17 protein-coding genes are annotated in these 22,986 nt (G+C 65.9%); all 17 read right to left on the reverse strand.

Translation table 11 applies throughout. The features are described from left to right. Positions 1 to 77: 77 nt before the first annotated feature. Positions 78 to 2,231 carry an NAD-dependent DNA ligase LigA gene (gene ligA / locus IVA79_RS17950; RefSeq protein WP_247554976.1) on the reverse strand — a complete coding sequence of 718 codons (2,154 nt, stop codon included), beginning with the start codon at positions 2,229 to 2,231 and terminating at the stop codon, positions 78 to 80. A 142-nt stretch (positions 2,232 to 2,373) separates the two neighbouring features. Then, on the reverse strand, positions 2,374 to 4,047 hold the full coding sequence (gene recN / locus IVA79_RS17955) for a DNA repair protein RecN (RefSeq protein WP_247554978.1): 1,674 nt from the start codon (positions 4,045 to 4,047) through the stop codon (positions 2,374 to 2,376). A gap of 13 nt (positions 4,048 to 4,060) precedes the next feature. Then, entirely contained in the window at positions 4,061 to 4,951 is an 891-nt protein-coding gene (locus IVA79_RS17960; RefSeq protein WP_247554981.1) for an outer membrane protein assembly factor BamD, read from the reverse strand. Between the two features lie 259 nt (positions 4,952 to 5,210). Continuing rightward, on the reverse strand, positions 5,211 to 6,173 hold the full coding sequence (lpxC, locus tag IVA79_RS17965) for a UDP-3-O-acyl-N-acetylglucosamine deacetylase (protein WP_247554983.1): 963 nt from the start codon (positions 6,171 to 6,173) through the stop codon (positions 5,211 to 5,213). A 361-nt stretch (positions 6,174 to 6,534) separates the two neighbouring features. After that, the gene (ftsZ, locus tag IVA79_RS17970) at positions 6,535 to 8,328 is read right to left on the reverse strand and encodes a cell division protein FtsZ (RefSeq protein WP_247554985.1); all 1,794 of its coding nucleotides are present in this window, start codon (positions 8,326 to 8,328) and stop codon (positions 6,535 to 6,537) included. A gap of 90 nt (positions 8,329 to 8,418) precedes the next feature. After that, positions 8,419 to 9,741, reverse strand: coding sequence for a cell division protein FtsA (gene ftsA, locus IVA79_RS17975; RefSeq protein WP_247554987.1), 1,323 nt, complete (start codon positions 9,739 to 9,741; stop codon positions 8,419 to 8,421). Then, a complete protein-coding gene (locus IVA79_RS17980) occupies positions 9,738 to 10,766 on the reverse strand; it encodes a cell division protein FtsQ/DivIB (RefSeq protein WP_247554989.1) in 1,029 nt (342 codons plus the stop codon). Before IVA79_RS17980 ends, ftsA begins: the two co-directional genes overlap by 4 nt. 350 nt (positions 10,767 to 11,116) lie before the next feature. Further along, on the reverse strand, positions 11,117 to 12,103 hold the full coding sequence (locus tag IVA79_RS17985; protein ID WP_247554990.1) for a D-alanine--D-alanine ligase: 987 nt from the start codon (positions 12,101 to 12,103) through the stop codon (positions 11,117 to 11,119). 22 nt (positions 12,104 to 12,125) lie between these two features. After that, on the reverse strand, positions 12,126 to 13,046 hold the full coding sequence (gene murB / locus IVA79_RS17990; protein ID WP_247554992.1) for a UDP-N-acetylmuramate dehydrogenase: 921 nt from the start codon (positions 13,044 to 13,046) through the stop codon (positions 12,126 to 12,128). Positions 13,047 to 13,050: 4 nt separating this feature from the next. Further along, positions 13,051 to 14,454 (reverse strand): UDP-N-acetylmuramate--L-alanine ligase, encoded by a 1,404-nt coding sequence (gene murC, locus IVA79_RS17995; RefSeq protein WP_247554995.1) that lies wholly within the window; start codon positions 14,452 to 14,454, stop codon positions 13,051 to 13,053. Positions 14,455 to 14,577: 123 nt separating this feature from the next. After that, the gene (murG, locus tag IVA79_RS18000) at positions 14,578 to 15,678 is read right to left on the reverse strand and encodes an undecaprenyldiphospho-muramoylpentapeptide beta-N-acetylglucosaminyltransferase (protein ID WP_247554997.1); all 1,101 of its coding nucleotides are present in this window, start codon (positions 15,676 to 15,678) and stop codon (positions 14,578 to 14,580) included. 170 nt (positions 15,679 to 15,848) lie between these two features. After that, positions 15,849 to 17,000 (reverse strand): putative lipid II flippase FtsW, encoded by a 1,152-nt coding sequence (gene ftsW, locus IVA79_RS18005; protein ID WP_247555000.1) that lies wholly within the window; start codon positions 16,998 to 17,000, stop codon positions 15,849 to 15,851. 97 nt (positions 17,001 to 17,097) lie between these two features. Next, the gene (locus tag IVA79_RS18010) at positions 17,098 to 17,391 is read right to left on the reverse strand and encodes a hypothetical protein (RefSeq protein ID WP_247555002.1); all 294 of its coding nucleotides are present in this window, start codon (positions 17,389 to 17,391) and stop codon (positions 17,098 to 17,100) included. 33 nt (positions 17,392 to 17,424) lie between these two features. After that, positions 17,425 to 18,822 carry a UDP-N-acetylmuramoyl-L-alanine--D-glutamate ligase gene (murD, locus tag IVA79_RS18015; protein WP_247555003.1) on the reverse strand — a complete coding sequence of 466 codons (1,398 nt, stop codon included), beginning with the start codon at positions 18,820 to 18,822 and terminating at the stop codon, positions 17,425 to 17,427. Between the two features lie 7 nt (positions 18,823 to 18,829). Further along, positions 18,830 to 19,933 (reverse strand): phospho-N-acetylmuramoyl-pentapeptide-transferase, encoded by a 1,104-nt coding sequence (mraY, locus tag IVA79_RS18020; RefSeq protein WP_247555005.1) that lies wholly within the window; start codon positions 19,931 to 19,933, stop codon positions 18,830 to 18,832. Positions 19,934 to 20,099: 166 nt separating this feature from the next. Further along, positions 20,100 to 21,479 (reverse strand): UDP-N-acetylmuramoyl-tripeptide--D-alanyl-D-alanine ligase, encoded by a 1,380-nt coding sequence (gene murF, locus IVA79_RS18025; protein WP_247555007.1) that lies wholly within the window; start codon positions 21,477 to 21,479, stop codon positions 20,100 to 20,102. Then, the gene (locus tag IVA79_RS18030) at positions 21,476 to 22,933 is read right to left on the reverse strand and encodes a UDP-N-acetylmuramoyl-L-alanyl-D-glutamate--2,6-diaminopimelate ligase (protein ID WP_247555010.1); all 1,458 of its coding nucleotides are present in this window, start codon (positions 22,931 to 22,933) and stop codon (positions 21,476 to 21,478) included. Before IVA79_RS18030 ends, murF begins: the two co-directional genes overlap by 4 nt. Between the last annotated feature and the right edge of the window lie 53 nt (positions 22,934 to 22,986).

The following is a 22,986-nucleotide window of genomic DNA, read 5'->3' on the forward strand; positions in this document are numbered from 1 at the left end:
TCTGGATTGCTTCGTCGCCAGCGCAAAATTGCTTCGCAATTTTGTCGCGGGCTCCTCGCAATGACGAAAGCGAGACCTCACTCCCCGATCAGCTTCAGCCACTCGTCCTCGGTCAGCACCTTGACGCCGTGCTTGTTGGCCTCGGCGAGTTTCGAGCCGGCGCCGGGACCGGCGACAACAAGATCGGTCTTCTTCGACACCGAGCCGGACACCTTTGCCCCCAAGCGCTCTGCGGTGGCCTTGGCCTCGTCGCGCGTCATCTTCTCCAGCGATCCCGTGAACACCACGGTCTTGCCCGCGACGGCCGAATTGCTCTTCGGCTTCTCGGCGTCGATGATCTGGACTTCGCTGGTCAGCCGCTCCACGATGCCGCGATTGTGGCTCTCGCCGAAATAATCGGCGATGCTCTTGATCACAGTGTCGCCGATCTGGTCGAGCGCGTCCATGTCGGCCATCGCCTCCTCGTCACCCTTGGCGACCTTGAGGCAGGCGTCGTGGAAGGCATCCCAGGAGCCGTAGCCGCGGGCCAGCGCCAGCGCCGTGGTCTCGCCGACATGGCGCATGCCGAGCGCGTAGACGAAGCGCTCCAGCGCGATTTTGCGCCGGCTCTCGATGGCGCCGAACAAATTGCGCACCGAGGTCGCGCCATAGCCCTCGATCTCCTCGAGCTTGAGCTTCGAGTTGCGCTTCTCCAGCGTGAAGATGTCGGCGGGCTCCTTGACCCATCCTTCGTCGAAGAAATACTGCAGCTGCTTCTCGCCGAGACCGTCGATGTCGAAGGCGCGGCGCGACACGAACAGCTTGAGGTGCTCGATCTTCTGGTAGGGGCAGGCGAACTCGCCGGTGCAGCGGGCGCGCGAGCCCTCTTCGCCCGCCGCCGTCTCCTCGCGCGTGACGTCGGTATGCAGCGGGCACGGGCATTTCTTCGGGAAGTGGAATTCCCTGGCCGTCTTCGGCCGCTTGTCGAGGACCACGTCGACCACTTGCGGGATGACGTCGCCGGCGCGCTGGATCACGACGGTGTCGCCGATCCTGATGTCGCGGCCCTCGCGCAGCACCTCGCCCTTGTTGCCGATGCCCTTGATGTAATCCTCATTGTGCAGCGTGACGTTCTGCACGATCACGCCGCCGACGCCGACCGGTTCGAGCTTGCCGACCGGCGTGAACGAGCCGGTGCGACCGACCTGGATCTCGATGTCGCGCAGCACGGTCATGGCGCGCTCGGCCGGGAATTTGTGCGCGATGCCCCAACGCGGCGTGCGCGAGACGAAGCCCAGGCGCTCCTGCCAGTCGATGCGGTCGACCTTGTAGACGACGCCGTCGATATCGTAGTCGAGCCGTGCGCGCTGCTCCTCGATGGCGTGATGGAATGCGAGCAACTCCTCGACGGAGTGGCACAGCTTGGTCAACGGGTTGGTCTTGAAGCCGCAGCGCTCGAACCAGCCGATCATGCCGCTCTGCATCCCCTCGGGCATCGCGCTCATCTCGCCCCAGGCATAGGCAAAGAAGCCGAGGGGGCGCGAGGCGGTGATCGTCGGGTCCTTCTGCCGGAGCGAGCCTGCGGCCGAGTTGCGCGGATTGGCGAAGATGGTATCGCCCGCCGCCTTCTGCCGCTCGTTGAGCGCGAGGAACGCCCTTTTGGTCATGTAGACCTCGCCGCGGACCTCGCAGATGTCGGGGACATTGCGGCCTTTCAGCTTCTGCGGCACGTCTTCGAGGGTACGGATGTTGGCGGTGACGTCCTCGCCGACCGCGCCGTCGCCACGCGTCGCCGCGGTGACGAGCTCGCCACCCTCATAGCGTAGCGACATCGAGAGGCCGTCGATCTTCGGCTCGGCGGAGAAATTGACCTCGTCGTCGCCGAGCTTCAGGAAGCGCACGATGCGCCCGACGAAGTCGCGCACGTCCTCCTCCGCAAAGGCATTGTCGAGCGACAGCATCGGAACGGAATGCCGCACCTTCTTGAATCGGCCGGACGGCGCCGCGCCGACCTTCTGCGAGGGCGAGTCCGCCGTGACAAATTCCGGAAAGCGCTTCTCGATGGCGTTGAAGCGCTGGCGTAACGCGTCGTATTCGGCATCGGTGACGGTGGGCGCGTCTTCCTGATAGTAGCGCTCGTTATGCCCCTCGATCTCGAGCGCGAGCCGCATGTGCTCGACCTTGGCTTGGGCCTTGGTGAGGTCGGCGACGGCGCGGGGCGGTGTAGCTTTGGATTTTGCTGCTCTGGCCATGGTGCTTGGATACGACGGAGCGGGTAGCACGGTAAAGGCGTGTGGAAATCTCATGCCCCGGACGCAGCGCCGCGCTCCCGGTGATGCGAAGCATCGTCCGGTGCGGTGCGCTACGCGCTGCATCGCGTCCGGGACACGAGACCTACGCCGTTGCCGCCTTGAGCAGCCGTTCCGCGGCCGCCCTCGCCTCGGCCGTGATCTCGGCGCCGGCAAGCATCCTCGCGATTTCCTCGCGGCGGTGGTCGGCGGCGAGCGCATTGACGCGGGTGGCGACGCGCTTGCCCTTGTCGAGCGCATCCTTGGAGATGAGCAGATGCTGATCGGCGCGGGCGGCAACCTGCGGGGCGTGGGTCACGGCCATCACCTGGACCTTGCCGGCAAGCCGCGCCAGGCGCCCGCCGATGGCGTCGGCGACCGCACCGCCCACGCCGGTGTCGATCTCGTCGAACACCAGCGTCGGCGCGGAGCCACGGTCGGACAGCACGACCTTGAGCGCGAGCAGAAAGCGCGACAGCTCGCCGCCGGAGGCGACCTTCATCAGCGGCCCCGGCTTGGTGCCCGGATTGGTCTGCACCCAGAACTCGACGCGGTCGAAGCCTTGCGGCCCAGGCGCGGCCTCGTCGGTCTCGACCTGGGTCATGAACTTGGCGCGGTCGAGCTTGAGCGGCGCGAGCTCGGCATTGACGGCCTTGTTGAGCTTCTCTGCCGATTTCTGCCGTGCCATCGACAGCTTCTTGGCGGCGGCGGCATAGCGGCTATCTGCCTCGATCGCGGCCTGCTCCAGCTTCTTCAGCCGCGAGGCGCCGGCATCGATCAGCACGACGTCGGCGGCATATCTCGCCGCCAGCGCGGCGAGCCCGTCGACCGGCGTCGAATATTTGCGCGAGGCGGCGCGCAATGCGAACAACCGTTCCTCGATGCGTTCGAGCTCTGACGGATCGAAATCGGTCGCGGCCAGCGCGGCTTGCAGATGCTGGTCGGCCTCCTCCAACGCGTTGATCGCCGCGTCGATCGCCTTCACGGCAGGTTCGACCAGCGCCGGCGAATTGACGCCGCGGCGCTCCAGCCGGCGTACCGCGGCCGACAGCGCCGCGACCGGAGAATGGTTGCCGCCGACCGCTTCCTGCGCCTCGCGCAAATCGGAGGCGATCTTCTCGCCCTGCATCATGGTGGTGCGGCGATGGGCGAGCGAAGTCTCCTCGCCGTCCTTGGGTGCGAGCTGCTTCAGCTCGTCCGAGGCATGGCGCAGGTAATCGGCCTCCCGCGCGGCGCGCTCCATGCCGGCGCGATGCTCCTCCAGCGCGGTGTTGGCGGTGCGGCGCGCGTCCCACAATGTTTCGACCGCGGCGACGTCCTTTTCCAGGCCGGCGAACGCGTCGAGCAGGCGGCGGTGCGTGGCGGCATCGACCAGCGCGCGCTCGTCGTGCTGGCCGTGGATCTCGACCAGGGCGGCGCCGACCGCCTTCAGCGTCTGCACGCTGATCGACTGGTCGTTGATGAAGGCGCGGGTGCGGCCGTCGGCGAGCTGCACGCGGCGCAAGATCATCTCCCCGGTATCGTCCAGACCGTTCTCGGCGAGGATCTTCGTCGCGGGGTGATCTCTGGGGATATCGAACATGGCAGTGACCTGCCCCTGCTCCGCGCCGTGGCGCACGAGGCCAGCGTCGCCGCGGCCGCCGAGCGCCAGCGCAAAGGCATCGAGCAGGATGGATTTGCCCGCACCAGTCTCGCCGGTCAAAACCGCGAGCCCGGTGGCGAATTCGATATCGAGCCGTTCGATCAGGACGATGTCACGGATCGACAGACGCGCCAGCATGGAACCAAATTTCCTAGCCGAGACCCATTTTCTTGAAGGTCCGGCTGATCCAGGACCCCTGATTCTCGCTCGGTTCGAGACCGCCGGATTTTACAAGATTATAGGCGTCCTTGTACCAGCGACTGTCAGGAAAATTGTGCCCAAGCACGGCGGCCGCGGTCTGCGCCTCGCCGACGATGCCGATCGCCATATAGGCCTCGGTGAGCCGGAACAGCGCCTCCTCGACATGGCGGGTGGTCTGATACTGCGTGACGACGGTCTTGTAGCGGTTGATCGCCGCGGTGTAGTCGCGCTTCTGCGCGTAGTAGCGGCCGACGTTCATTTCCTTGCCGGCGAGCTGGTCGCGCGCACCCTCGATCTTGGCCTTGGCCGAAGTCGCATATTCCGAGTTCGGATATTTGCGCACCACCTCTTCCAGAGCGGCGATCGCCTTCTCGGTGCGGGTCTGGTCCCGGCTGGTGTCCGGGATCTGATCGTAATGGGAGGCCGCGATCAAATATTGCGCATAGGCCGCATCCGGGCTGCCGGGATGCAGCGTGACGTAGCGGGTGGCGGCGCCGATGCAGCCGTCGTAGTCGCCGCTCTGGTAGGACGCATAGGCCGACATCAGCAGCGATTTACGGGCCCATTCGGAATAAGGATGCTGGCGGTCGACCTCTTCGAACTTCTTGTTCGCCGCCTTCATGTCCTTCTTCTCGTTCATGAGGTACAGGCCCTCATTGTAGATCTTGTCGGCGGGCTCCTCGACGAAGGTGTCGTCCTTGGCGGTGAACTTGTCCCAGAGCGCGCCCGTGCCACAGCCCGCGAGTGGCAGCGCGAGCATGATGAAGGTGACGGCCTGAAGCAGCCCACGGGCTCGCGACGAGACCGAGAAATATCCGCGCGTCATACGCTGTGCCGACATGAGTTTAAGCCCTGACGCCCTGTGATGCGGTGCCCGCCAGCCCATGAACCCCGTCATGGGCGCGAAATGTGACCGTGGTGCCTGCCATGCGACCACGCCGATGTATCCGAAAAGCGATCTTTAACCAACCGGATAGGCAGGCATTTCGCCCGGATTAAGGCGAACGTGCCGCAATGCTAGCCGATCATGGTTACCAGGAGTTTCCCGGGTAACGCCGCGGCCAGAATCTGCGACGGCAAGGCCCGCGACGGCAAGGCCGTCAGGACACGTCCGGCCCGTAGGCGGCAGCGATCCGGCCGCCGACGATACCGCGACCGACTTCGCCCTGAGGACGGCTGGTGCGGCGGGCCGCCTCGCCCTCGACCACCCGCCAGGCGGTACGGTCGGCGAGCAACGCGGTCAGCACAGCGTGGTTGAGCTTGTGGCCGCCACGCACCGAGCGGTAGGCGCCAAGCAGCGGCAGGCCGGCCAGCGAGAGATCGCCGATCACGTCCAGCACCTTGTGGCGGGCGCATTCATCGGCGTAGCGCAGGCCCTCGGTGTTGAGCAGGCGCTCGTCGTCGAACACGACGGTGTTGTCGAAGGAGGCGCCGAGGGCATAACCCGCGCTCCAGAGCCGCGCGACGTCGGACATCAGACCGAAGGTCCGGGCCCGGCCGACTTCGCGGCGGAAACGTTCCGGGCTGAGGTCGAAAGCGTAAGCCTGCTGGCCGATGACCGGATTGGTGAAGTCGATCTCGACCTCGACGGAGAACCCGTTGGCGTAGGGCCTGATCTCGCCGAAGGAGTCGCCGATCTTGACCGAGATCGGCTTCAAAACCTGAATGAAGCGGCGCTGTGCAGGCTGGGTCACGATGCCGGCCTGGTCGATCGCCGCAATGAAGGCCGCGGCGCTGCCGTCCATGATCGGCACTTCCGGACCGTCGATCTCGATGGTGGCGTTGTCGACACCCATCCCCCGCAGTGCAGCAAGCACGTGCTCGGCAGTCGAGACCAGCGGACCGTTGCGATCGCCGAGGACAGTGGCGAAGTCGGTCGCGATCACTTGGTCAGCGGTCGCCTGAACTTCGCGATCGCTTCCCTCAAGGCCCGTCCGGAGAAAGATAAAGCCCGCGTCGACAGGCGCAGGCCCAAGCGTGAGGGTGACGGGAAGACCGGAATGAACGCCCACGCCTGCCACTGAGGCTTGCGCACGAAGCGTTGTTTGCCGGCTAAATTTCATCAGGAACCCGCCCCACTACGACCCACTGCGACTTATACTAGACCCACTTGGCCGGCCAGTGCCGGCGCCGCGAATCCGTATCCCCAAGTCACGGCAAACCATAGTCACTGCCCCAAACAGCGCCAACTCACGCTTTTTTACCGATTGTTACCCCAAACCTGCCGTATTCGCGCCAAGGCTTAACCAAATTGCGCCGAGGTTCGGGGCCGTTGCCGGCAGTTTTACTGAACACCCGAACACGTAATTAATGATTTAAAATCAGTTGCTTGCTCGGACAATCCGGGCATGCACGGGACAAAAGGAAAGGTCCCGGCAAGCTTGTTGCCGGGACCTTTTTTCGTCTGCCTTATTGTAACAATCCTCAGGTCGCCTGCCGCCGCAGGAAGGCCGGGATATCAAGATGGTCGTCACCCTGTGGCGCCGGCGCAACAGGCGCGGGACGGCCATGCATGTCCAAGCCCTGCGGCGCGGGCCGACGGGCATACTCCGATACCGGCTCGCTCGATGCGATCTGCTGCGCCACGGTCTTCTGCGGCCGGCGCTCGGGCAGCGGCGGCATCGCGGGACCGGCGGTGCGGGCCGCGACCTGTGGCTCGCTTTCCTCGTCGCGACGGCCGAGGCCGACATTGGCGAGGCGCTGGAGCAGCGACAGGCGGCTCTTCTGCGGCGCTTCCTGCTCGACCTCACCGCGAGCCTGGCGAAGCTCGGCCTGGGCCGGCATCGGCAGCTCGTCGATGCGCGGCATCCGCGGCGCACGGACGGGACGCTCGGCCTGCGGCGGGATGAAGTTTTCCGGCGTCATCGGCTCCTGCATCGCGACCGGGGCCATGTCAGGCTCCGGGAACAGGGTCGGCTTCTGGGCGATCGGGCGCACGGTGACGTCGCCATAGGTCTGCGGCGCGGAGGCCTGAGGGACTTCGGCGACGGCAGCCGCGATGGCGGCGAGCGCAGCACGCTCGACGTTCGGGCGCGGCGCGACCGGAGCAGCCGGAGCCGAAGCAGTGGCCGGGCTCTGCGCTTCCAGCTTCTGGGCGCGCTCGGCCATGCGCCGATTGTCTTCACGGAGCCGCGCGGTCAGGTCGGCGAGACGGCTCTCGGCGGCTGCGGCCGGAGCAGCCGGTGCCTGCTGCGCCTGCGGTGCCGCGTTCGCGACGGGAGCGGAGGTCGCCTGGCTGTTGCGGGCGATCGCGGCCTGCTCGATGCCGGTGGCGACGACCGAGACGCGGATCAGGCCATCGAGCGCTTCGTCGAAGGTCGCGCCGACGATGATGTTGGCGTCCTGGTCGACCTCTTCGCGGATGCGGGTCGCGGCTTCGTCGACCTCGAACAAAGTGAGGTCCTTGCCGCCGGTGATGGAGATAAGGAGGCCCTTGGCGCCCTTCATCGAGCTATCGTCGATCAGCGGGTTGGCGATTGCAGCTTCAGCGGCGGTCAGCGCGCGCTTGTCGCCGGAGGCCTCGCCCGTGCCCATCATCGCCTTGCCCATCTCGCGCATGACGGCGCGGACGTCGGCGAAGTCGAGATTGATCAGGCCTTCCTTGACCATCAGGTCGGTGATGCAGGCAACGCCCGAATAGAGCACCTGGTCCGCCATCGCGAAGGCGTCGGCGAAGGTAGTCTTCTCGTTGGCAACCCGGAACAGGTTCTGGTTTGGGATGATCAGGAGCGTGTCCACGACCTTGTGCAGCTCGTTGATGCCGGCTTCAGCGGTGCGCATGCGGCGACCGCCCTCGAAGTGGAACGGCTTGGTCACGACGCCGACGGTGAGGATGCCCATGTCGCGCGCGGTCTTGGCGATCACGGGAGCCGCACCGGTGCCGGTGCCGCCGCCCATGCCGGCGGTGACGAACACCATGTTGGCGCCCGAGAGATGGTCGCGCAGCTCGTCGATCACCTCTTCCGCCGCCGCGGCGCCGACGTTCGGCTGCGAGCCGGCGCCGAGCCCTTGCGTGACCGCGGTGCCCATCTGCACGATGCGCTGCGCCTTCGACATCGTCAGCGCCTGCGCGTCGGTGTTGGCGACCACGAAGTCGACGCCCTGAAGGCCCGCCGTGATCATGTTGTTGACGGCGTTGCCACCGGCGCCGCCGACGCCGAACACGGTGATCCGGGGCTTCAGTTCGTGAATATCAGGAACGTTGATGCTGATGGTCATGGTTGCTGCCTCTCGATCACGCGCGCGTGGGTTCGCCCCGGCCGGTGGCCGCGGGAGTTGGTGAAAATCGATAATTGCGGAAAGGAGTCATCAGAAGCCCTCGCGTAGCCATCGTCCGACCTTTCCGAAATAACCGCCCGTCCCTGTCTTGACCTGCTGCCGCGTATGCCGCGGTTCGACATGTTCGAGATGAACATATTGCGGGTAGACGAGAAGTCCGGCCGGCACCGCGAACGCGGCGTTCTTCGCCTCGTTCGGCAGCCGGCCAAAGCCGAGCGGACGTCCGACCCGCACGGGCCGGCCGAGAATCTGGGTTCCGAGTTCGACGAGGCCGGTGAGCTGCGAGGCTCCGCCCGAAAGCACGACGCGGCCGTTGGGCTCTGAGGCGAAGGGCGAATCCTTCAACTTGTCCCGAACCATTTCGAAGACTTCCTCGGCACGGTGCTTGACGATGTTGGCGATGGTGGCGCGAGAGACGATCTGCGGCAGATCCTGCTCGTCACCGGCGGTCGGCACAGACATCAGCTCACGCGAGTCCGATCCGCCGGTGATGACGGTCCCGTATAACGTCTTGATTCGCTCCGCATCGGCAATGGTCGCGGAGAGTCCGCGCGCGAGATCCATCGTGATGTGTTGCCCGCCGACCGCAAAACCGGCCGCATGCACGAAACGGCCGCCTGAATAAACGGCAATCGTGGTGGTGCCCGCGCCCATCTCGACGACGGCGGCGCCGAGATCGGCTTCGTCGTCGGTCAGCACGGACAGGCCGGCCACATAGGGGCTCGCCGCCATGGCTTCGACATTGATGTGGCAGCGCTCCACCGCCAGCATCAGGTTCCGCGCCACGGTGGCATCGCAAGTGACGACGTTCATGTCGATGCCGAACTGATGGGCAACCATGCCGCGAGGATCGCGGATGCCCTTGACGCCATCGAGCGTGTAGCCGACCGGCAGCGCATGCAGCACGGTGCGGCCTTCGCCGGTGGCGTGACGCATTCCGGTGGAGGTGACGCGGCTGACGTCGGCCTGCGTCACGGCGCCACCACGGATGTCGGCGGCGGCTTCGACCAGCTGGCCGGAAAGCCGGCCGCCGGAGACCGAGAGCAGCACGGACTCGACCCGCACCTTGGCCATCTTCTCCGCAAGCGCAACGGCCTGGCGCACCGCCTGCTCGCATTCGGTCAGATCGATCACCGCGCCGGCCTTCATGCCGCGCGACTGGATCTGGCTGTATCCGATCAGTTCCACCGCATGGGTGCGGCCGCGCAGCGCCTCGCTCGGCGGCGACGGCTTCAGCCGCGCGATCATGCAGGCGATCTTGCTGGTGCCGATGTCGAGACAGGCGACGAGGCCGCCGCGCTTGTGCGGCATCGGGCGCGTCTTCGGCGTCTGGGTGCGATCGAGACCGGTCATGCGGAATCCCCGGCCTTCTTTTTCTTCTTGTCCTTGAACAGATCCTCGCGCGCCTTGGCGGCGTCCTCGGACAGCTGCACCACCAATCGATCGGGCAGGCGCATGTCCACGGCGACGATGTCGCGGGAGAACAGCCGGTCCTCCTTGTCGAGCTTGGACAGCATCGCCAGCGCGTTGCCGACGTCCTGCTCGGGCAGGCGGATGTCGAGGCCATCCTTGAGCCTCAGATTCCAGCGCCGCTCGCCGACGAAGATCGCGGCTTTCGTCACCGCATTGACCTGCGGATAGCGCGCCAGCAGCGCGAGGAAATCGCGGGCCTGGGTTTCGGCGCCCTTGCCGACCACGAGCGGCAACGACAGGAAGCGGCGCGAGACGTAGGGCTCGAGCACGGCGCCGTCATCGGCGATGACCGAGAGCCGGCCAGCCTCCTGCCACAGCGCAAACGCCTTGCGCTCGGTGAGCTCGATCATGAGCTGGCCCGGATAGAGCTTCAGCACGGTCGCATCCGCGATCCAGGGATTGGCCTTGAGCTTGTCGCGCACCGCGTCGGCATCGAGGAACAGCAGCGAGGAGCGGCCGCTGACGCCGCCGATCGCCAGGATCTCGTCCTGGGTGAGCTGCTTGCGGCCGTTGATCACGACGGAGGTGATGCGGAACCCGGCGGAATTGGCCAGCGCGTTGCGGGCATCGCTGACCGCGGTGATGAAATCCTGGAGATGGCCGCCCTTGACGATGCCGAAGCCGCAGCTTCCGATCAGCAGCAGCACGGTCATGCTGATCCCGACCCGGCGCGGCAGGTAGCGCTCGACGAGTGCGATCACGCGCGGCGGCGGCTCGCGCTCGACGACGGCCTTTGCTCTGGACTTGATCTTGATCTTGTCCTTAGCGGCAGCGCGCTTCTCGTCGCGCTTGTCCTGCAGCCACTCGCGCAGAAGCACGACCGCTCCGATCGCGGCCGCCTTCAGGTCGGCTTGGGGCCTCAGCGATCTGAAAAGCGACCGGGTGAGGCTTCCTGCTCCATCCATTGCACGAGCTCGTCAACAGTTTGCCCGCGACACCGCGCGGATCCTGGCGAACATGACGTCTTGGACATGCCGGGCCGGGTGCTGGTCTTCAGCAGAAGAAAACCTCTCCCCTTCAAAGCGTTCGCTGGAGGTGACATCACCCGCGACAGCTCACGCGCCGGCAGCCAAAGCGCCATATGCGCCGCCAGCGTTAACCTTCGGACGTCCTGGTAAACAAAAGGTAAAGTTCGTTAACGTCCGGCGCATTTTGCCCCGCTATGTGAGGCATTTATGCCGCGATGTCCGGCATTTTACCGGCTTTGGGCGCCAAACCGGCCCGTTTCGCCCATTCGGCCGTTAACCAGTCCTAATTATTTCCGGACGCCCCGCTCGGCGAGCTCGACGAGGCCGCGCAGGAAGTCGACGAATTCGATGCCCTCGGCTTTCAGCGCCTTGGGGTAGAGCGAGGACTTGGTCAGCCCGGGCAGCGTGTTGGTCTCGAGATAGACGAGGCCCCTGTCCGAGACGATGAAGTCCGACCGGGAATAGCCGGAGCAGGACATTGCGCGGTGCGCCAGCATCGCCTGCGCCTTCAGCGCGGCGGTGATCTCGGGTGCGAAACGGCCGGGGCAGATCTCCTGGGTCGACTTCAGGAGATATTTTGCGGCGTAGTCGAAACTGCCCTCGCCCGGAATGATCTCGATCGGCGGCAGCGAGATGATCGAACCATCGGCGCGCTCCAGCACGCCGCAGGTCGCCTCGACGCCGGCGATATAGGGTTCGATCACATATTCTTCGTGCTTGGCCGCATTGCGGACGGCGACAAGATCCTGCTTGGCGTTGACGAAGATCAGGCCGTAGCTCGATCCGTCGCGCGCCGGCTTTGCGATCAGCCGGCCGTACTCGGCGAAAGCCTCGTCGATGTCGACGAGCGCAATGTTGCTCGGCGGCGTCACGCCGCCGAGCGCGGCGAAGTGCTTGGCCGCGATCTTGTCGAAGGCGAGATGCGAGGAGGCCGAGCCCGATCCGGTGAAGGGGACGCCGCGCGCCTCGCACATCACCTGCAATTCGCCGTTCTCGGCACGTCCGCCATGCAGGCCGAGCACCAGCACGCGGTTCTCAGCCTTGGCCTGGTCGAGCGCCTGCTCCAGCGGAATGCCACGCGTGCCCGGCTTGAACTCGTCCTCGAAGGGCCGGGCATGTTCGAGCAGTTGCTTCGACTGCACGACATGCACCTTGTCCTCGACGTCCCACCACCAGAGATCAGCCTCGGGCAATGCCTGATGCAGCGCCTGCGCCGAGGCGACCGAGACGAGACGTTCCCGATTGGAGCCGCCGAAGAGGATGGTGATGCGCATGGTCTCTCGTCGCCTGTCTAAGTTAGCCGGGAATCCCGATCCGCTTGATTTCCCAGTGTAGCTCAATTCCGGAATTTGCCTTCACCCGTTCGCGCACGGTCTCGCCCAGCGTCTCGATGTCGTGCGCGGTGGCATCGCCGGTGTTGATCAGGAAATTGCAGTGCATCTCGGAGACTTCAGCGCCGCCGACGCGCAGGCCGCGGCAGCCGGCAGCGTCCACCAGCTTCCAGGCGGAATGGCCGGGCGGATTCTTGAAGGTCGAGCCGCCGGTCTTCTCGCGGATCGGCTGTGCGGTCTCGCGATGGCTTTGCACCTCCGCCATGCGCGCGCGGATCGCCTCCGTGTCCCTGATCTCACCGCGAAAGCGCGCGGAGGTGAAGATGATGGAGGGATCGACGCCGCTGTTGCGATAGACGAACTTCATGTCGGGATTGGAGAACACGCGCTTCGTGCCGTCGCGCCCGACGCCCCTCGCCTCGATCAGCACGTCCTTGGTCTCACCGCCATTGGCGCCCGCATTCATGCGCAGCGCACCGCCGATGGTGCCGGGAATGCCGAAATAGAATTCAAGCCCGCCGATATTGGCCGAGGCGGCGACCTCCGCCACGCGCTTGTCGAGCGCGGCAGCGCCGGCAGTGACGACATCGCCGCTCGCGTTCGCTTCGCCGAAGGCGCGCGGCGCGAGCCGGATCACCACGCCCGCAATGCCGCCGTCGCGCACGATCAGGTTGGAGCCGACGCCGACGACATAGACGGGAATGTCGGACGCGAGATGCGCGAGGAAATAAGCGAGGTCGTCCTCATCCGCCGGCGTGAACAGCACCTGAGCCGGGCCGCCGACGCGAAACCAGGTGAGCTCGGCGAGCGACTGGTTGGCCAGCAGCCGGCCGCGAAGATCAGGCATCGCGGCTTTGAGAGCTGGCGTGATGTCGGGAAAGCCCACCGTCCTACCCCAGCGCCTTCAATTCACCGGGCAGCGCATACGCCCATTGCGTGATGTTGCCGGCGCCGAGGCACACGACGAGATCGCCGGGCTGCGCCAGACCCTTGACGATGCCCGCGAGCTCCGACGCTCCCGGCAGTGGGATTACCTCGCGATGCCCGTGCGCGCGGAGGCCTTCGACGAAGTGATCGCGGTCGATGCCGTCGATCGGCGCTTCGCCCGCGGCATAGACGTCGGCGACAACAACCGCATCGGCGTCGTTGAAGCAGGTGCAGAATTCCTCGAACAGCGATTGCAGGCGGGTGTAACGATGCGGCTGCACCACGGCGATGACCTTGCCGGTGTAGGAATCTCGGGCCGCCTTCAGCACGGCCGCGATCTCCACGGGGTGATGGCCGTAATCGTCGATCACAGTGACGCCGTTCCATTCGCCAGTCTTGGTGAAGCGGCGCTTGACGCCGCCGAAGCCGGCCAGCGCCTTGCGGATCGCCTCGTCCGACACGCCGAGCTCATGCGCGACCGCAATCGCAGCCGTCGCGTTCGAAGCGTTGTGCCGGCCCGGCATCGGCAGGGCGAGGTCGGCGATCTCGTGCACGGCCCCGCTCTTGCGATCGCGGATCACGACTTTGAATTTCGAGCCGCCGCCGACCGCGGTGAGATCGACCAGCCGGGCATCGGCCTGCGGGTTCTCGCCGTAGGTGATGATGCGGCGATCCTCGATCTTGCCGACCAAGCTCTGCACCACGGGATGATCGATACACATCACGGCAAAGCCGTAGAACGGCAGGTTCTCGACGAAGTGGCGGAAGGCATCCTGCACGGCGTCGAAGGTCTTGAAGTGATCGAGATGCTCGGGGTCGACATTGGTGACGATCGCAACATCGGTCGGCAGCTTCAGGAAGGTGCCGTCGCTTTCGTCCGCCTCCACCACCATCCAGTCGCCGGCGCCGAGGCGCGCGTTGGAGCCGTAGGCGTTGATGATGCCGCCGTTGATGACGGTGGGATCGAGCCCGCCGGCGTCGAGCAGCGTTGCCACCATCGTGGTCGTCGTGGTCTTGCCGTGGGTGCCGGCGATGGCGACGCAGCTCTTCAGCCGCATCAGCTCCGCCAGCATCTCGGCGCGGCGCACCACGGGAATGCGCCGTTCGCGCGCCGCCATCAGTTCCGGGTTGTCGCGCTTGATCGCGGTGGAGACCACGACGACCTCGGCGCCGTCGACATTCTCGCTCCTGTGACCAACCGAGACTGTCGCGCCCTTCTTGCGCAGACGGTCGAGATTGTAATTATCGGACGCGTCGGAGCCCTGCACGGCATAGCCGAGATTGACCAGCACCTCGGCGATGCCGCTCATACCGATCCCGCCGATCCCGACGAAGTGGATGGGTCCGATCTCGCGCGGCAGTCTCATGCTCTGTTCCCTGACCTCGCCGCCTTGCACAGGCGGTATCTGGCGAAGGTCACGGCCAAATCAGCCGCGTCCTTTGTTACTGGATGCCCCGCTTTAGAAGGCGAAGACAAGGGCTTTTTCGCGTCAGATTCCTGCGACCTTGACCACCAGATCGGCCAGCCGCTCGGCGGCATCGAGCCGCCCTGCCCCCTTCGCGGCCGCGGCCATGGCGGCGAGGCGCGCGGGCTCGGCGGCGAAAGCGGAGATTTCAGCGGCCAGGCGATTCGAGGTGAACTCGGTCTGCGGGATGCGGATCGCGCCGTCGACTTTGACCAGCACACCGGCATTGGCGAACTGATCCTGGTCGATCGAGCCGGGCAGCGGCACCAGGATCGAGGGCCGGCCGATCGCGGCGAGCTCGGCCACCGTGCCGGCGCCGGAGCGCGACACGATCAGGTGGTTGGAAGCAAGCCGCGCCGGCAGATCCGTGAAGAACGGCGCCAGCTCCACTTTGATCTTGAGCTTGTCGTAGACCGCGCGGACGCGGGTCATGTCCTCGTCGCGCACCTGCTGGGTCAGGACGAGCCGGCTCCACAGCGCGGGCTCGAGGCGCTCGATGGCGCCCGGCACGATGTCGGCCATGATGCGCGCGCCCTGACTGCCGCCGACCACGAGCAGGCGCAGCGGGCCGTTCACCTCGGGCGCGGCATAGGGTACGGCAGCGGCGGCGAGGACCGCGGGCCGCATCGGCGTGCCGACCGTCGTGGTCTTTCCAGAGAGCGCCGGATCGCGGTCGAGCACGCCAGGCAAGGACGTCGCGATGGCGCGCACATGCCTCGACAGGAACCGGTTGGCGCGGCCCAGCACCGCGTTGGCGTCGTGGATGATGCCGGGCACGCCCGCGAATTTCGCAGCGACCAGCGGCGGCAGCGTCGGATAGCCGCCGAAGCCGACGACGGCGACGGGCTTCAATCGCTTGATCAGCGCGTAGGCGGACAGCGTGCCGGCAACGAGCGTGAGACCGGCATAGGCGAGCTGAAACGGATTGCGGCCGCGTGCGGTCTCGCTACTGACGACGTCGATCATGTCCTTGCTGAACAGCCCGCTATAGCGCAGCGCGCGCTCGTCCGTGACGAGGCGGACGCGATAGCTGCGCCGGATCAGTTCGACGCCGAGCGCCTCGGCCGGAAACAGATGGCCGCCGGTGCCGCCTGCGGCGAGAAGAATCAGGGAGGAATTGTCCATGGTGGAGGACTTTTACAGGGGTTCATCCAACATGGCGAGACGGTGCGCGTGCCCCGGGCGCAGCGCAGCGCGCTGCCCTTCGCAGCGTGGTGCGCTGCTGAACCGGGGCCCATGCTCACCGCACTATGGGTCCCGGCTCTGCGCTTCGCTGGTCCGGGGCACGAGAGCGGTTAGGCGTAACTCCGCATCGCGTCGGCGTGGCCGCTGGCCTCGACCTCGGTGCGTGGGCGCAGCCGCGTCAGCGCCAGCATCATGCCGACGCCATAGGCCAGCGACACGATCGAGGAGCCGCCATAGGAGATGAAGGGCAGCGTCATGCCCTTGGCGGGGATCAGCTGCAGGTTCACCGACATGTTGATCGCAGCCTGCACGCCGAACAGGATCGCGAGCCCTGAAGCCGCAAAGCGCGAGAACATGTCCTCGTTGGCATAGGCGCGCGACAGCGTGCGGATGACGACGAAGGCGAACAGCGTCAGCATCGCCAGGCACAGGATGATGCCGAACTCTTCAGCGGCAACCGCGAACACGAAATCGGTGTGGCTGTCCGGCAGGCTGCGCTTGGCGATGCCCTCGCCCGGCCCGAGCCCGAACCACCCGCCGTTGTAGAAGGCCTCCATGGCGGTATCGACCTGGAAGGTGTCGCCGGAGGCCGGGTTCATGAAGCGCTTGATGCGCCCCGCCACGTGAGGGACGAACAGATAGGCGCTGAACAGGCCAGCCGCACCGAGCCCGGCAAGACCGAACACCCAGATCATGCGCATGCCCGCGATGAAGAACAGCGAGCCCCACACCATCAGGATCAGCATGGTCTGGCCGAAGTCCGGCTCCATCACCAAGAGCGCGACAAGCATCAAGAGCAGCACCAGCGCCATCGAGGTCGCCGGCATCTCCGGCCGCTTGGTCGATTCCGCGAACAGCCAGGCGGCGATCACGACGAAGGACGGCTTTGCGATCTCGGAGGCCTGGATGTTGACGCCGAGCAGCGTGATCCAGCGCCGCGAGCCCTTCACTTCAGGGCCGATCGCGAGCGTCAGCACGATCAGGATGATGCTGGCCGCGAAGATGATCAGCGCCGAGCGGCGGATCGCGCGCGGCGACAGGAACGACACGCCGAGCAGCACCAGGCAGGACGGGAGGAGGAACAGCACGTGGCGGCTGAAGAAGTGGAAGGGATCGAGCCCGATGCGGGTCGCAACCGGTGGGCTCGCCGCCAGCGACAGGATCACCCCGGTCAGCATCAACGCCAGGATGGCGCCCATCAGCGGCTTGTCGACGGTCCACCACCACTCGGAAAAGGGGGTGCGTTCTTCACGGGAGAGCATGGGCGGCCGCTTTCGGACAGAGGTCGCTCCATTGGTCGCCGAGGTTGGTTACTGGGGGGTTAAGGACACGGGTAACTTTTGAGAGAAGCCCTGTGGGCTACCGACCAAGTGCCTTGACGAACCGGTATGGCACGCCGCCAAAGCTGAGGGTCAGAACGCCATTCTCTGCGAAGGAGAATTCCGTGCGCTCAACGTGGGGCGCGGAGGGCTGGTCGGTAACAATCGTCGAGCCCTCCACCCGATATCGAAGATTGATGATTTGACGTTTGTCCTGCTCACGAATGGTGTAGCGCAGCCCACCACTTTCATCGAACTCAAGCAGGACATTTCCCAAACGCGCCAACGCCAACTCATCGGTCTCATCTACCAGCCAGGCGCCTAGCAAATTCATACGTCACCCCACTCGGGCGTCACACCACCGGCCTCACACCACCGGCTTCACGCCCGGCAGCGCCTGAACCAGCTCGCGGAACTTGGTGCCGCGGATTTCGAAGTTGCGGTACTGGTCGAAGGAGGCGCAGGCGGGCGACAGCAACACGACCGCATCTTGGAGGCCTGAGGCTTCCGCATCGCGCGCGGCATGCTCGACGGCGACGTCCAGCGTCTGGCTGATCTCGTGCGGAACTGTGCCCAGTGTTCCCGAAAACTCCTGCGCGGCCTCGCCAACCAGATAGGCTTTTCGGATGCGCGGGAAGAAGCCGGTGAGGCTAGTGATGCCGCCCGCCTTCGGCTTGCCGCCGGCGATCCAAAATATATCCGAGAAGGACGACAGCGCATGTGCGGTGGCGTCCGCGTTGGTGCCCTTGGAATCGTTGACGAACAGCACATCGCCGCGGCGGCCGACCTGCTCCATGCGATGCGCAAGGCCGGGAAAGCTGCGCAGACCGTTCTGCAACACCTCCAAGCTGATGCCCATCGCGAGCGCGGCGGCGGCAGCGCAGGCCGCGTTCTGCGCATTGTGCTGGCCCCGCAGCGAGCCGATGCCGCCGAGCTTTGCGACCTCGCTACGCGCGCCGCCTGCCGTGCGCACGATACTGCCGTGCTCGACATGGATGCCGCTCGCCAGCGGGTTCTTGACCGAGATGCGCACCACGTTCTTGCCGGCGCGGTCGAGCCGGTCGGCGATGTCGCGGCAAAACCCGTCGTCGACGCCGACGATCGCGGTGCCGCCGTCTTGCACGCCCGCAACGAGGCGCTCCTTCACCGCAGCGTAATGCGCGATGGTGCCGTGACGGTCGATATGGTCTTCGCTGACATTGAGCAGAATGCCGACCGAGGGATCGAGCGAGGGCGTGAGGTCGATCTGGTAGGACGACATCTCGATGACGTGGACGCGGCCCATGCGCGGCGGCTCCAGCGACAGGATCGCGGTGCCGATATTGCCGCCCATCTGGGTATCGTAGCCGGCGACCTTGGTGAGATGCGCGATCAGCGCCGTCGTGGTCGACTTGCCGTTGGTGCCGGTGATGGCGACGAATGGCGCATTCGGGGCATGCCGGCGACGCTCGCGGCAGAACAGCTCGATGTCGCCGATGACCTCGACGCCTGCCTCGCGCGCCTTCAGCACGCTCCAGTGCGGCACGGGATGGGTCAGCGGCACGCCCGGCGCGAGCACGAGGGCGGCGAACCTCGCCCAGGAGATGTTGCGTAAGTCGGCGGTGATGGAGCCGGCCTGCGCGGCCTTGGCGACGTTCTCTGCATTGTCGTCGGCCGCGATCACCTCGGCGCCGCCGGCCTTCAGCGCGTGGCAGGAGGCGAGCCCCGAACCGCCAAGGCCGAACACCGCAACGGACTTGCCGGCAAAGGACGTAACGGGGATCATCGCTCGATCACCGCAGCTTCAGCGTGGAAAGCCCGGCGAGCGCCAGCATCACCGAGATGATCCAGAAGCGGATCACGATCTGCGGCTCGGTCCAGCCGAGCTGCTCGAAATGGTGATGGATCGGCGCCATCCGGAAGATGCGCTTGCCCGTGAGCTTGAACGACACCACCTGCACGATGACGGAGACCGCCTCCAGCACGAACAGGCCGCCGATCACCGCGAGCACGATCTCGTGCTTCACCGCGACCGCGATGGCACCCAGCATGCCGCCGAGCGCGAGCGAGCCGGTGTCGCCCATGAAGATCGAGGCCGGCGGCGCGTTGAACCAGAGGAAGCCGAGGCCGGCGCCCAGCAGCGCGCCGCAGAGCACCGCGAGCTCGCCGGTGCCGGCGACATATTTGATCTGGAGATATTCGGCGAACACCGCGTTGCCGGCGAGATAGGCGATCATCGCAAAGCTCGCGGTCGCTATCATCACGGGAACGATGGCGAGACCGTCGAGACCGTCGGTGAGGTTCACCGCGTTCCCGGAGCCGACGATGACGAAGGCGCCGAAGACGACGAAGAACCAGCCGAAATGCAGCACCGTATCCTTGAGGAACGGAACCGTCAGCGCGGTCGAGGCAGGGTCGCGGTTCAGCCGCACCAGCGCGTAGCAGGCCACCAGCGCGATCACCGCCTCGATCAAGAGGCGGAGCTTGCTGCCGAACCCGGTTGTGGTCTGCTTGGTCACCTTGAGGTAATCATCATAGAAGCCGACGAAGCCGAATCCGAGCGTCACCGCAAGCACGATCCAGACGTAGGGGTTGAGTGGATTGGCCCACAGCACGGTGCCGACGGTGAGGCCGGACAGGATCATCAGCCCGCCCATGGTGGGCGTGCCCTTCTTGGCGAGATGCGATTGCGGACCGTCGGTGCGGATCGGCTGGCCCTTGCCCTGGCGGATGCGCAAATGATCGATGATCCAGGGCCCGAACAGGAACACGAACAGCGCGCCGGTGACCACCGCACCGCCGGTGCGGAAGGTGATGTAGCGGAACACGTTCAGGAAGGTGCGAAACGCACCGAAGCCCGGAAATGTGTTGGAGAGCTCGATCAGCCAGTAAAACATTCAGTCGGTCCTATGGCGCCTATGCACGCGGGTTTTGGCCTTGGTCTTGGCCTCAACGTGCCTCACGCGCATTCGCTGGTCTTCATCATGGGTCGGGCGACCTCTGGGGAAACCGGACGGCTTGGCCGCAAAGGGTGGGATTCGGGAACGGCGCCTTCCAAGCAGTTTACGCCTTTGCCTGCAAGGCGGCCACCAGGCCCGGCACAAACTTGTTGACCCAGAACATCTTCTTGCTGCCCTTGACAACCACGACATCCCCCACCCTCAGCAGATTTGCGACCTCGCCCGGCTTCAGCGTAGCGGGATCGTCGTGCCAGCCGAGGCCTTTGCCAGCCGGCAGCACATCGTAGAGGTGGCGCATCAGGGGGCCGACGCAGTAGACCCCGTCAATACCATCGAGATGCTTGACGAGCGCGGTGTGATAGTCCGGCGCACCTTCGCCCAGCTCCAGCATGTCGCCGAGCACCGCAACGCGGCGGCCGCCGGTCATGTTGCGCGCCTGGAGGCTTTGCAGTGCGGCAGCAACGCTGGCCGGATTGCCGTTGAAACTGTCGTCGATCACGGTGATACCGCCGACCGCCTGCTCGACGCCGCGGCCGGTCATGATGCCGACCCGGTCGAGCTTGATCGCAAGCGTCGCCGGATCGAGATTGGCGGCACGGATCGCGGCGAGCGCCGCCAGTGCGTTCTGCACGCGATGCGGCGCGCCCGGCGTCAAGCTGAAGGCGATCTCCTTTTTGCCGATCATGGCCACGACTTGCCAGCTCTCGCCATGCGGGGCGTGCGCGACCTCGTGCACCTCGGCTTTCTCGCCGAAGCGTACGACCTTGCCCTTCCAGTCAGGCGCCTTGATGCCCGCAGGCAGCACCAGCACCCCGTCCCCGGATAGGCCGAGCGCGATCGACACCTTCTCGCGCCTGATCGCGTCGAGCGAGCCGAGCTTTTCCAGATGCACGGGCTGGACGTTGACGACCAGCGCGACCGTCGGCCGGGTCAATTCGCTGAGCCGCGCGATCTCGCCTTTCTGGTTCATGCCCATCTCGACGACCCAGAGGCTGGCGTCTGGCTTCGCGTTGCACAGCGTCAGCGGCACGCCCCAGAAATTATTGAAGCTCGATGGGCTGGCATAGGCGTTCGGATAGGCCGCCAGAAATTCCTTGGTGCTGGTCTTGCCGGCGCTGCCGGTGAGCCCGATCACCGGTCCTTTGAAACGCGCCCTCGCGGCGCGTGCGAGGCCCCAGAGGCCGTCGATCAGCGTGTCCTTGACGACGATCTGGGGAACGCGGATGCCCGCGATCTCGTGCGGCACGATCATCGCGACCGCGCCGGAAGCTTCAGCCTTGTCCGCGAACTCCCAGCCGTCGCGCGCGCTGGCGAAGGCCGAGACAAAGCCGCCGCTCGGGGTGCCGCTCAGCGCCACGAACAGGCTACCCGGCTTCACCAGGCGGCTGTCCTGGGTAACGAAATCGATCGGTGTGTCCGGGAACGATCCGGCAGCGCCCAGCGCACGCGCCACCTCGGCCACCGTCCATATCGGCGCGCTCATGCAACCCTCGACGCTAATGCGGCGGCGACCGCCTCGTGATCACTGAAGGGCAGAACCTCTCCGCCGACGATCTGCCCGGTCTCGTGGCCCTTGCCGGCGACGAGCAGTGCATCGCCCTCCTGCAATTCCTCGATCGCGGCGCGGATGGCAGCGGCGCGGTCGCCGATCTCGCGGGCGCCCTTGGCGGTGGCGAGGATCGCGGCGCGGATCGCTTCCGGCTTCTCGCTGCGCGGATTGTCGTCGGTGATGATGATGCCGTCGGCGTTCTCGGCCGCGATCTCGCCCATGATCGGCCGCTTGCCGGCATCGCGGTCGCCGCCGGCACCGAATACGACCACCAGCCGACGCTTGGCATAGGGACGCAGCGCCTGCAGCGCCTTCGCGAGGGCGTCGGGCTTGTGCGCGTAGTCGACGAAGATCGGCGCGCCGTTGCGCTCGCCGACGCGTTCAAGCCGGCCTTTGGCGCCTTCAAGATGCTCAAGGCTCGCGAACACATTGGCCGCGTCGCTGCCGGTGCCGATCGCAAGGCCGGCCGACACCAGCGCGTTCTCGATCTGGAATTCGCCAACCAGCGGCAGCCGGATCGCATAGCCCTTGCCGCGATGTTCGACCGTAAGCTTTTGCGAGAAACCTTCGACGACGGCTTCAGTGAGACGGATGCCCTCGCCTGCCTTATCGCCGTTGCGGCCGACCGTCATCACGCGCAGGCCGCGCGATCTTGCCGCGTCGATCACTTCTGCCGAGCAATCATGATCGGCCGAGATCACCGCCGCGCCGTCAGGCGGCACCAATTCGCGGAACAGGCGGAGCTTCGCCGCAAGATAATGCGCGACGGTCGGATGATAATCCATGTGGTCGCGCGAAAGATTGGTGAAGCCGCCAGCGGAAACCCGCACGCCATCGAGCCGGTATTGATCGAGCCCGTGCGAGGACGCTTCGAAGGCGAGATGTGTGACGCCCTCGCGCGCGATCTCGTCGATCTGCCGGTGCAGCGCGATCGGGTCCGGCGTCGTCAGCGAGCCATAAACCGTGCGCTTGGGCGAGACGAGGCCGATGGTGCCGATGCTGGCGGAGGCATGCCCCAGCCACTCCCAGATCTGGCGGGTGAAGGCTGCGACCGAGGTCTTGCCGCTGGTGCCGGTCACGGCCGCGACGGTCGCCGGCTGGGCGGGGAAGAAACTCGCCGCGGCCAGCGCCAGCGCGCGCCGCGGATTGGCAACCGTGATGAACGGCACCTTGCTGCCGTCAGGCGCATGGTCACCGACGACGGCGACCGCACCTGCGGCAATCGCAGCATCGATGAACCGCGCGCCATCGGTCTTGCTGCCCGCAAGTGCGAAGAAGAGATCACCCGGCCTGACCACGCGGCTGTCGAGCGCAACGCCGGTCACGTCGAGCGCCGCGACAGCGGGCTCGATCGCGGCATCATTGCCTAGCAGGTCGGAGAGCTTCATGGTCTTCCAGTCGACATGCCCTGCCGCAAAGCCGAATCCTTAGGGAAAATCCC

It is taken from the genome of Bradyrhizobium sp. 138, from assembly GCF_023074075.1.
In the GTDB taxonomy this organism is placed as follows: Bacteria; Pseudomonadota; Alphaproteobacteria; order Rhizobiales; family Xanthobacteraceae; genus Bradyrhizobium.

What these genes read in the sequence shown, in the direction of transcription:
- murG (WP_247554997.1), bottom strand. Translation starts at nt 15,678, where the DNA reads ATGGACAATTCCTCCCTGATTCTTCTCGCCGCAGGCGGCACCGGCGGC.
- recN (WP_247554978.1), bottom strand. Translation starts at nt 4,047, where the DNA reads ATGCTGGCGCGTCTGTCGATCCGTGACATCGTCCTGATCGAACGGCTC.
- IVA79_RS18030 (WP_247555010.1), bottom strand. Translation starts at nt 22,933, where the DNA reads ATGAAGCTCTCCGACCTGCTAGGCAATGATGCCGCGATCGAGCCCGCT.
- IVA79_RS17960 (WP_247554981.1), bottom strand. Translation starts at nt 4,951, where the DNA reads ATGTCGGCACAGCGTATGACGCGCGGATATTTCTCGGTCTCGTCGCGA.
- murF (WP_247555007.1), bottom strand. Translation starts at nt 21,479, where the DNA reads ATGAGCGCGCCGATATGGACGGTGGCCGAGGTGGCGCGTGCGCTGGGC.
- ftsA (WP_247554987.1), bottom strand. Translation starts at nt 9,741, where the DNA reads ATGACCGGTCTCGATCGCACCCAGACGCCGAAGACGCGCCCGATGCCG.
- IVA79_RS18010 (WP_247555002.1), bottom strand. Translation starts at nt 17,391, where the DNA reads ATGAATTTGCTAGGCGCCTGGCTGGTAGATGAGACCGATGAGTTGGCG.
- murC (WP_247554995.1), bottom strand. Translation starts at nt 14,454, where the DNA reads ATGAGACTGCCGCGCGAGATCGGACCCATCCACTTCGTCGGGATCGGC.
- ftsW (WP_247555000.1), bottom strand. Translation starts at nt 17,000, where the DNA reads ATGCTCTCCCGTGAAGAACGCACCCCCTTTTCCGAGTGGTGGTGGACC.
- lpxC (WP_247554983.1), bottom strand. Translation starts at nt 6,173, where the DNA reads ATGAAATTTAGCCGGCAAACAACGCTTCGTGCGCAAGCCTCAGTGGCA.
- ftsZ (WP_247554985.1), bottom strand. Translation starts at nt 8,328, where the DNA reads ATGACCATCAGCATCAACGTTCCTGATATTCACGAACTGAAGCCCCGG.
- mraY (WP_247555005.1), bottom strand. Translation starts at nt 19,933, where the DNA reads ATGTTTTACTGGCTGATCGAGCTCTCCAACACATTTCCGGGCTTCGGT.
- IVA79_RS17985 (WP_247554990.1), bottom strand. Translation starts at nt 12,103, where the DNA reads ATGCGCATCACCATCCTCTTCGGCGGCTCCAATCGGGAACGTCTCGTC.
- murD (WP_247555003.1), bottom strand. Translation starts at nt 18,822, where the DNA reads ATGATCCCCGTTACGTCCTTTGCCGGCAAGTCCGTTGCGGTGTTCGGC.
- ligA (WP_247554976.1), bottom strand. Translation starts at nt 2,231, where the DNA reads ATGGCCAGAGCAGCAAAATCCAAAGCTACACCGCCCCGCGCCGTCGCC.
- IVA79_RS17980 (WP_247554989.1), bottom strand. Translation starts at nt 10,766, where the DNA reads ATGGATGGAGCAGGAAGCCTCACCCGGTCGCTTTTCAGATCGCTGAGG.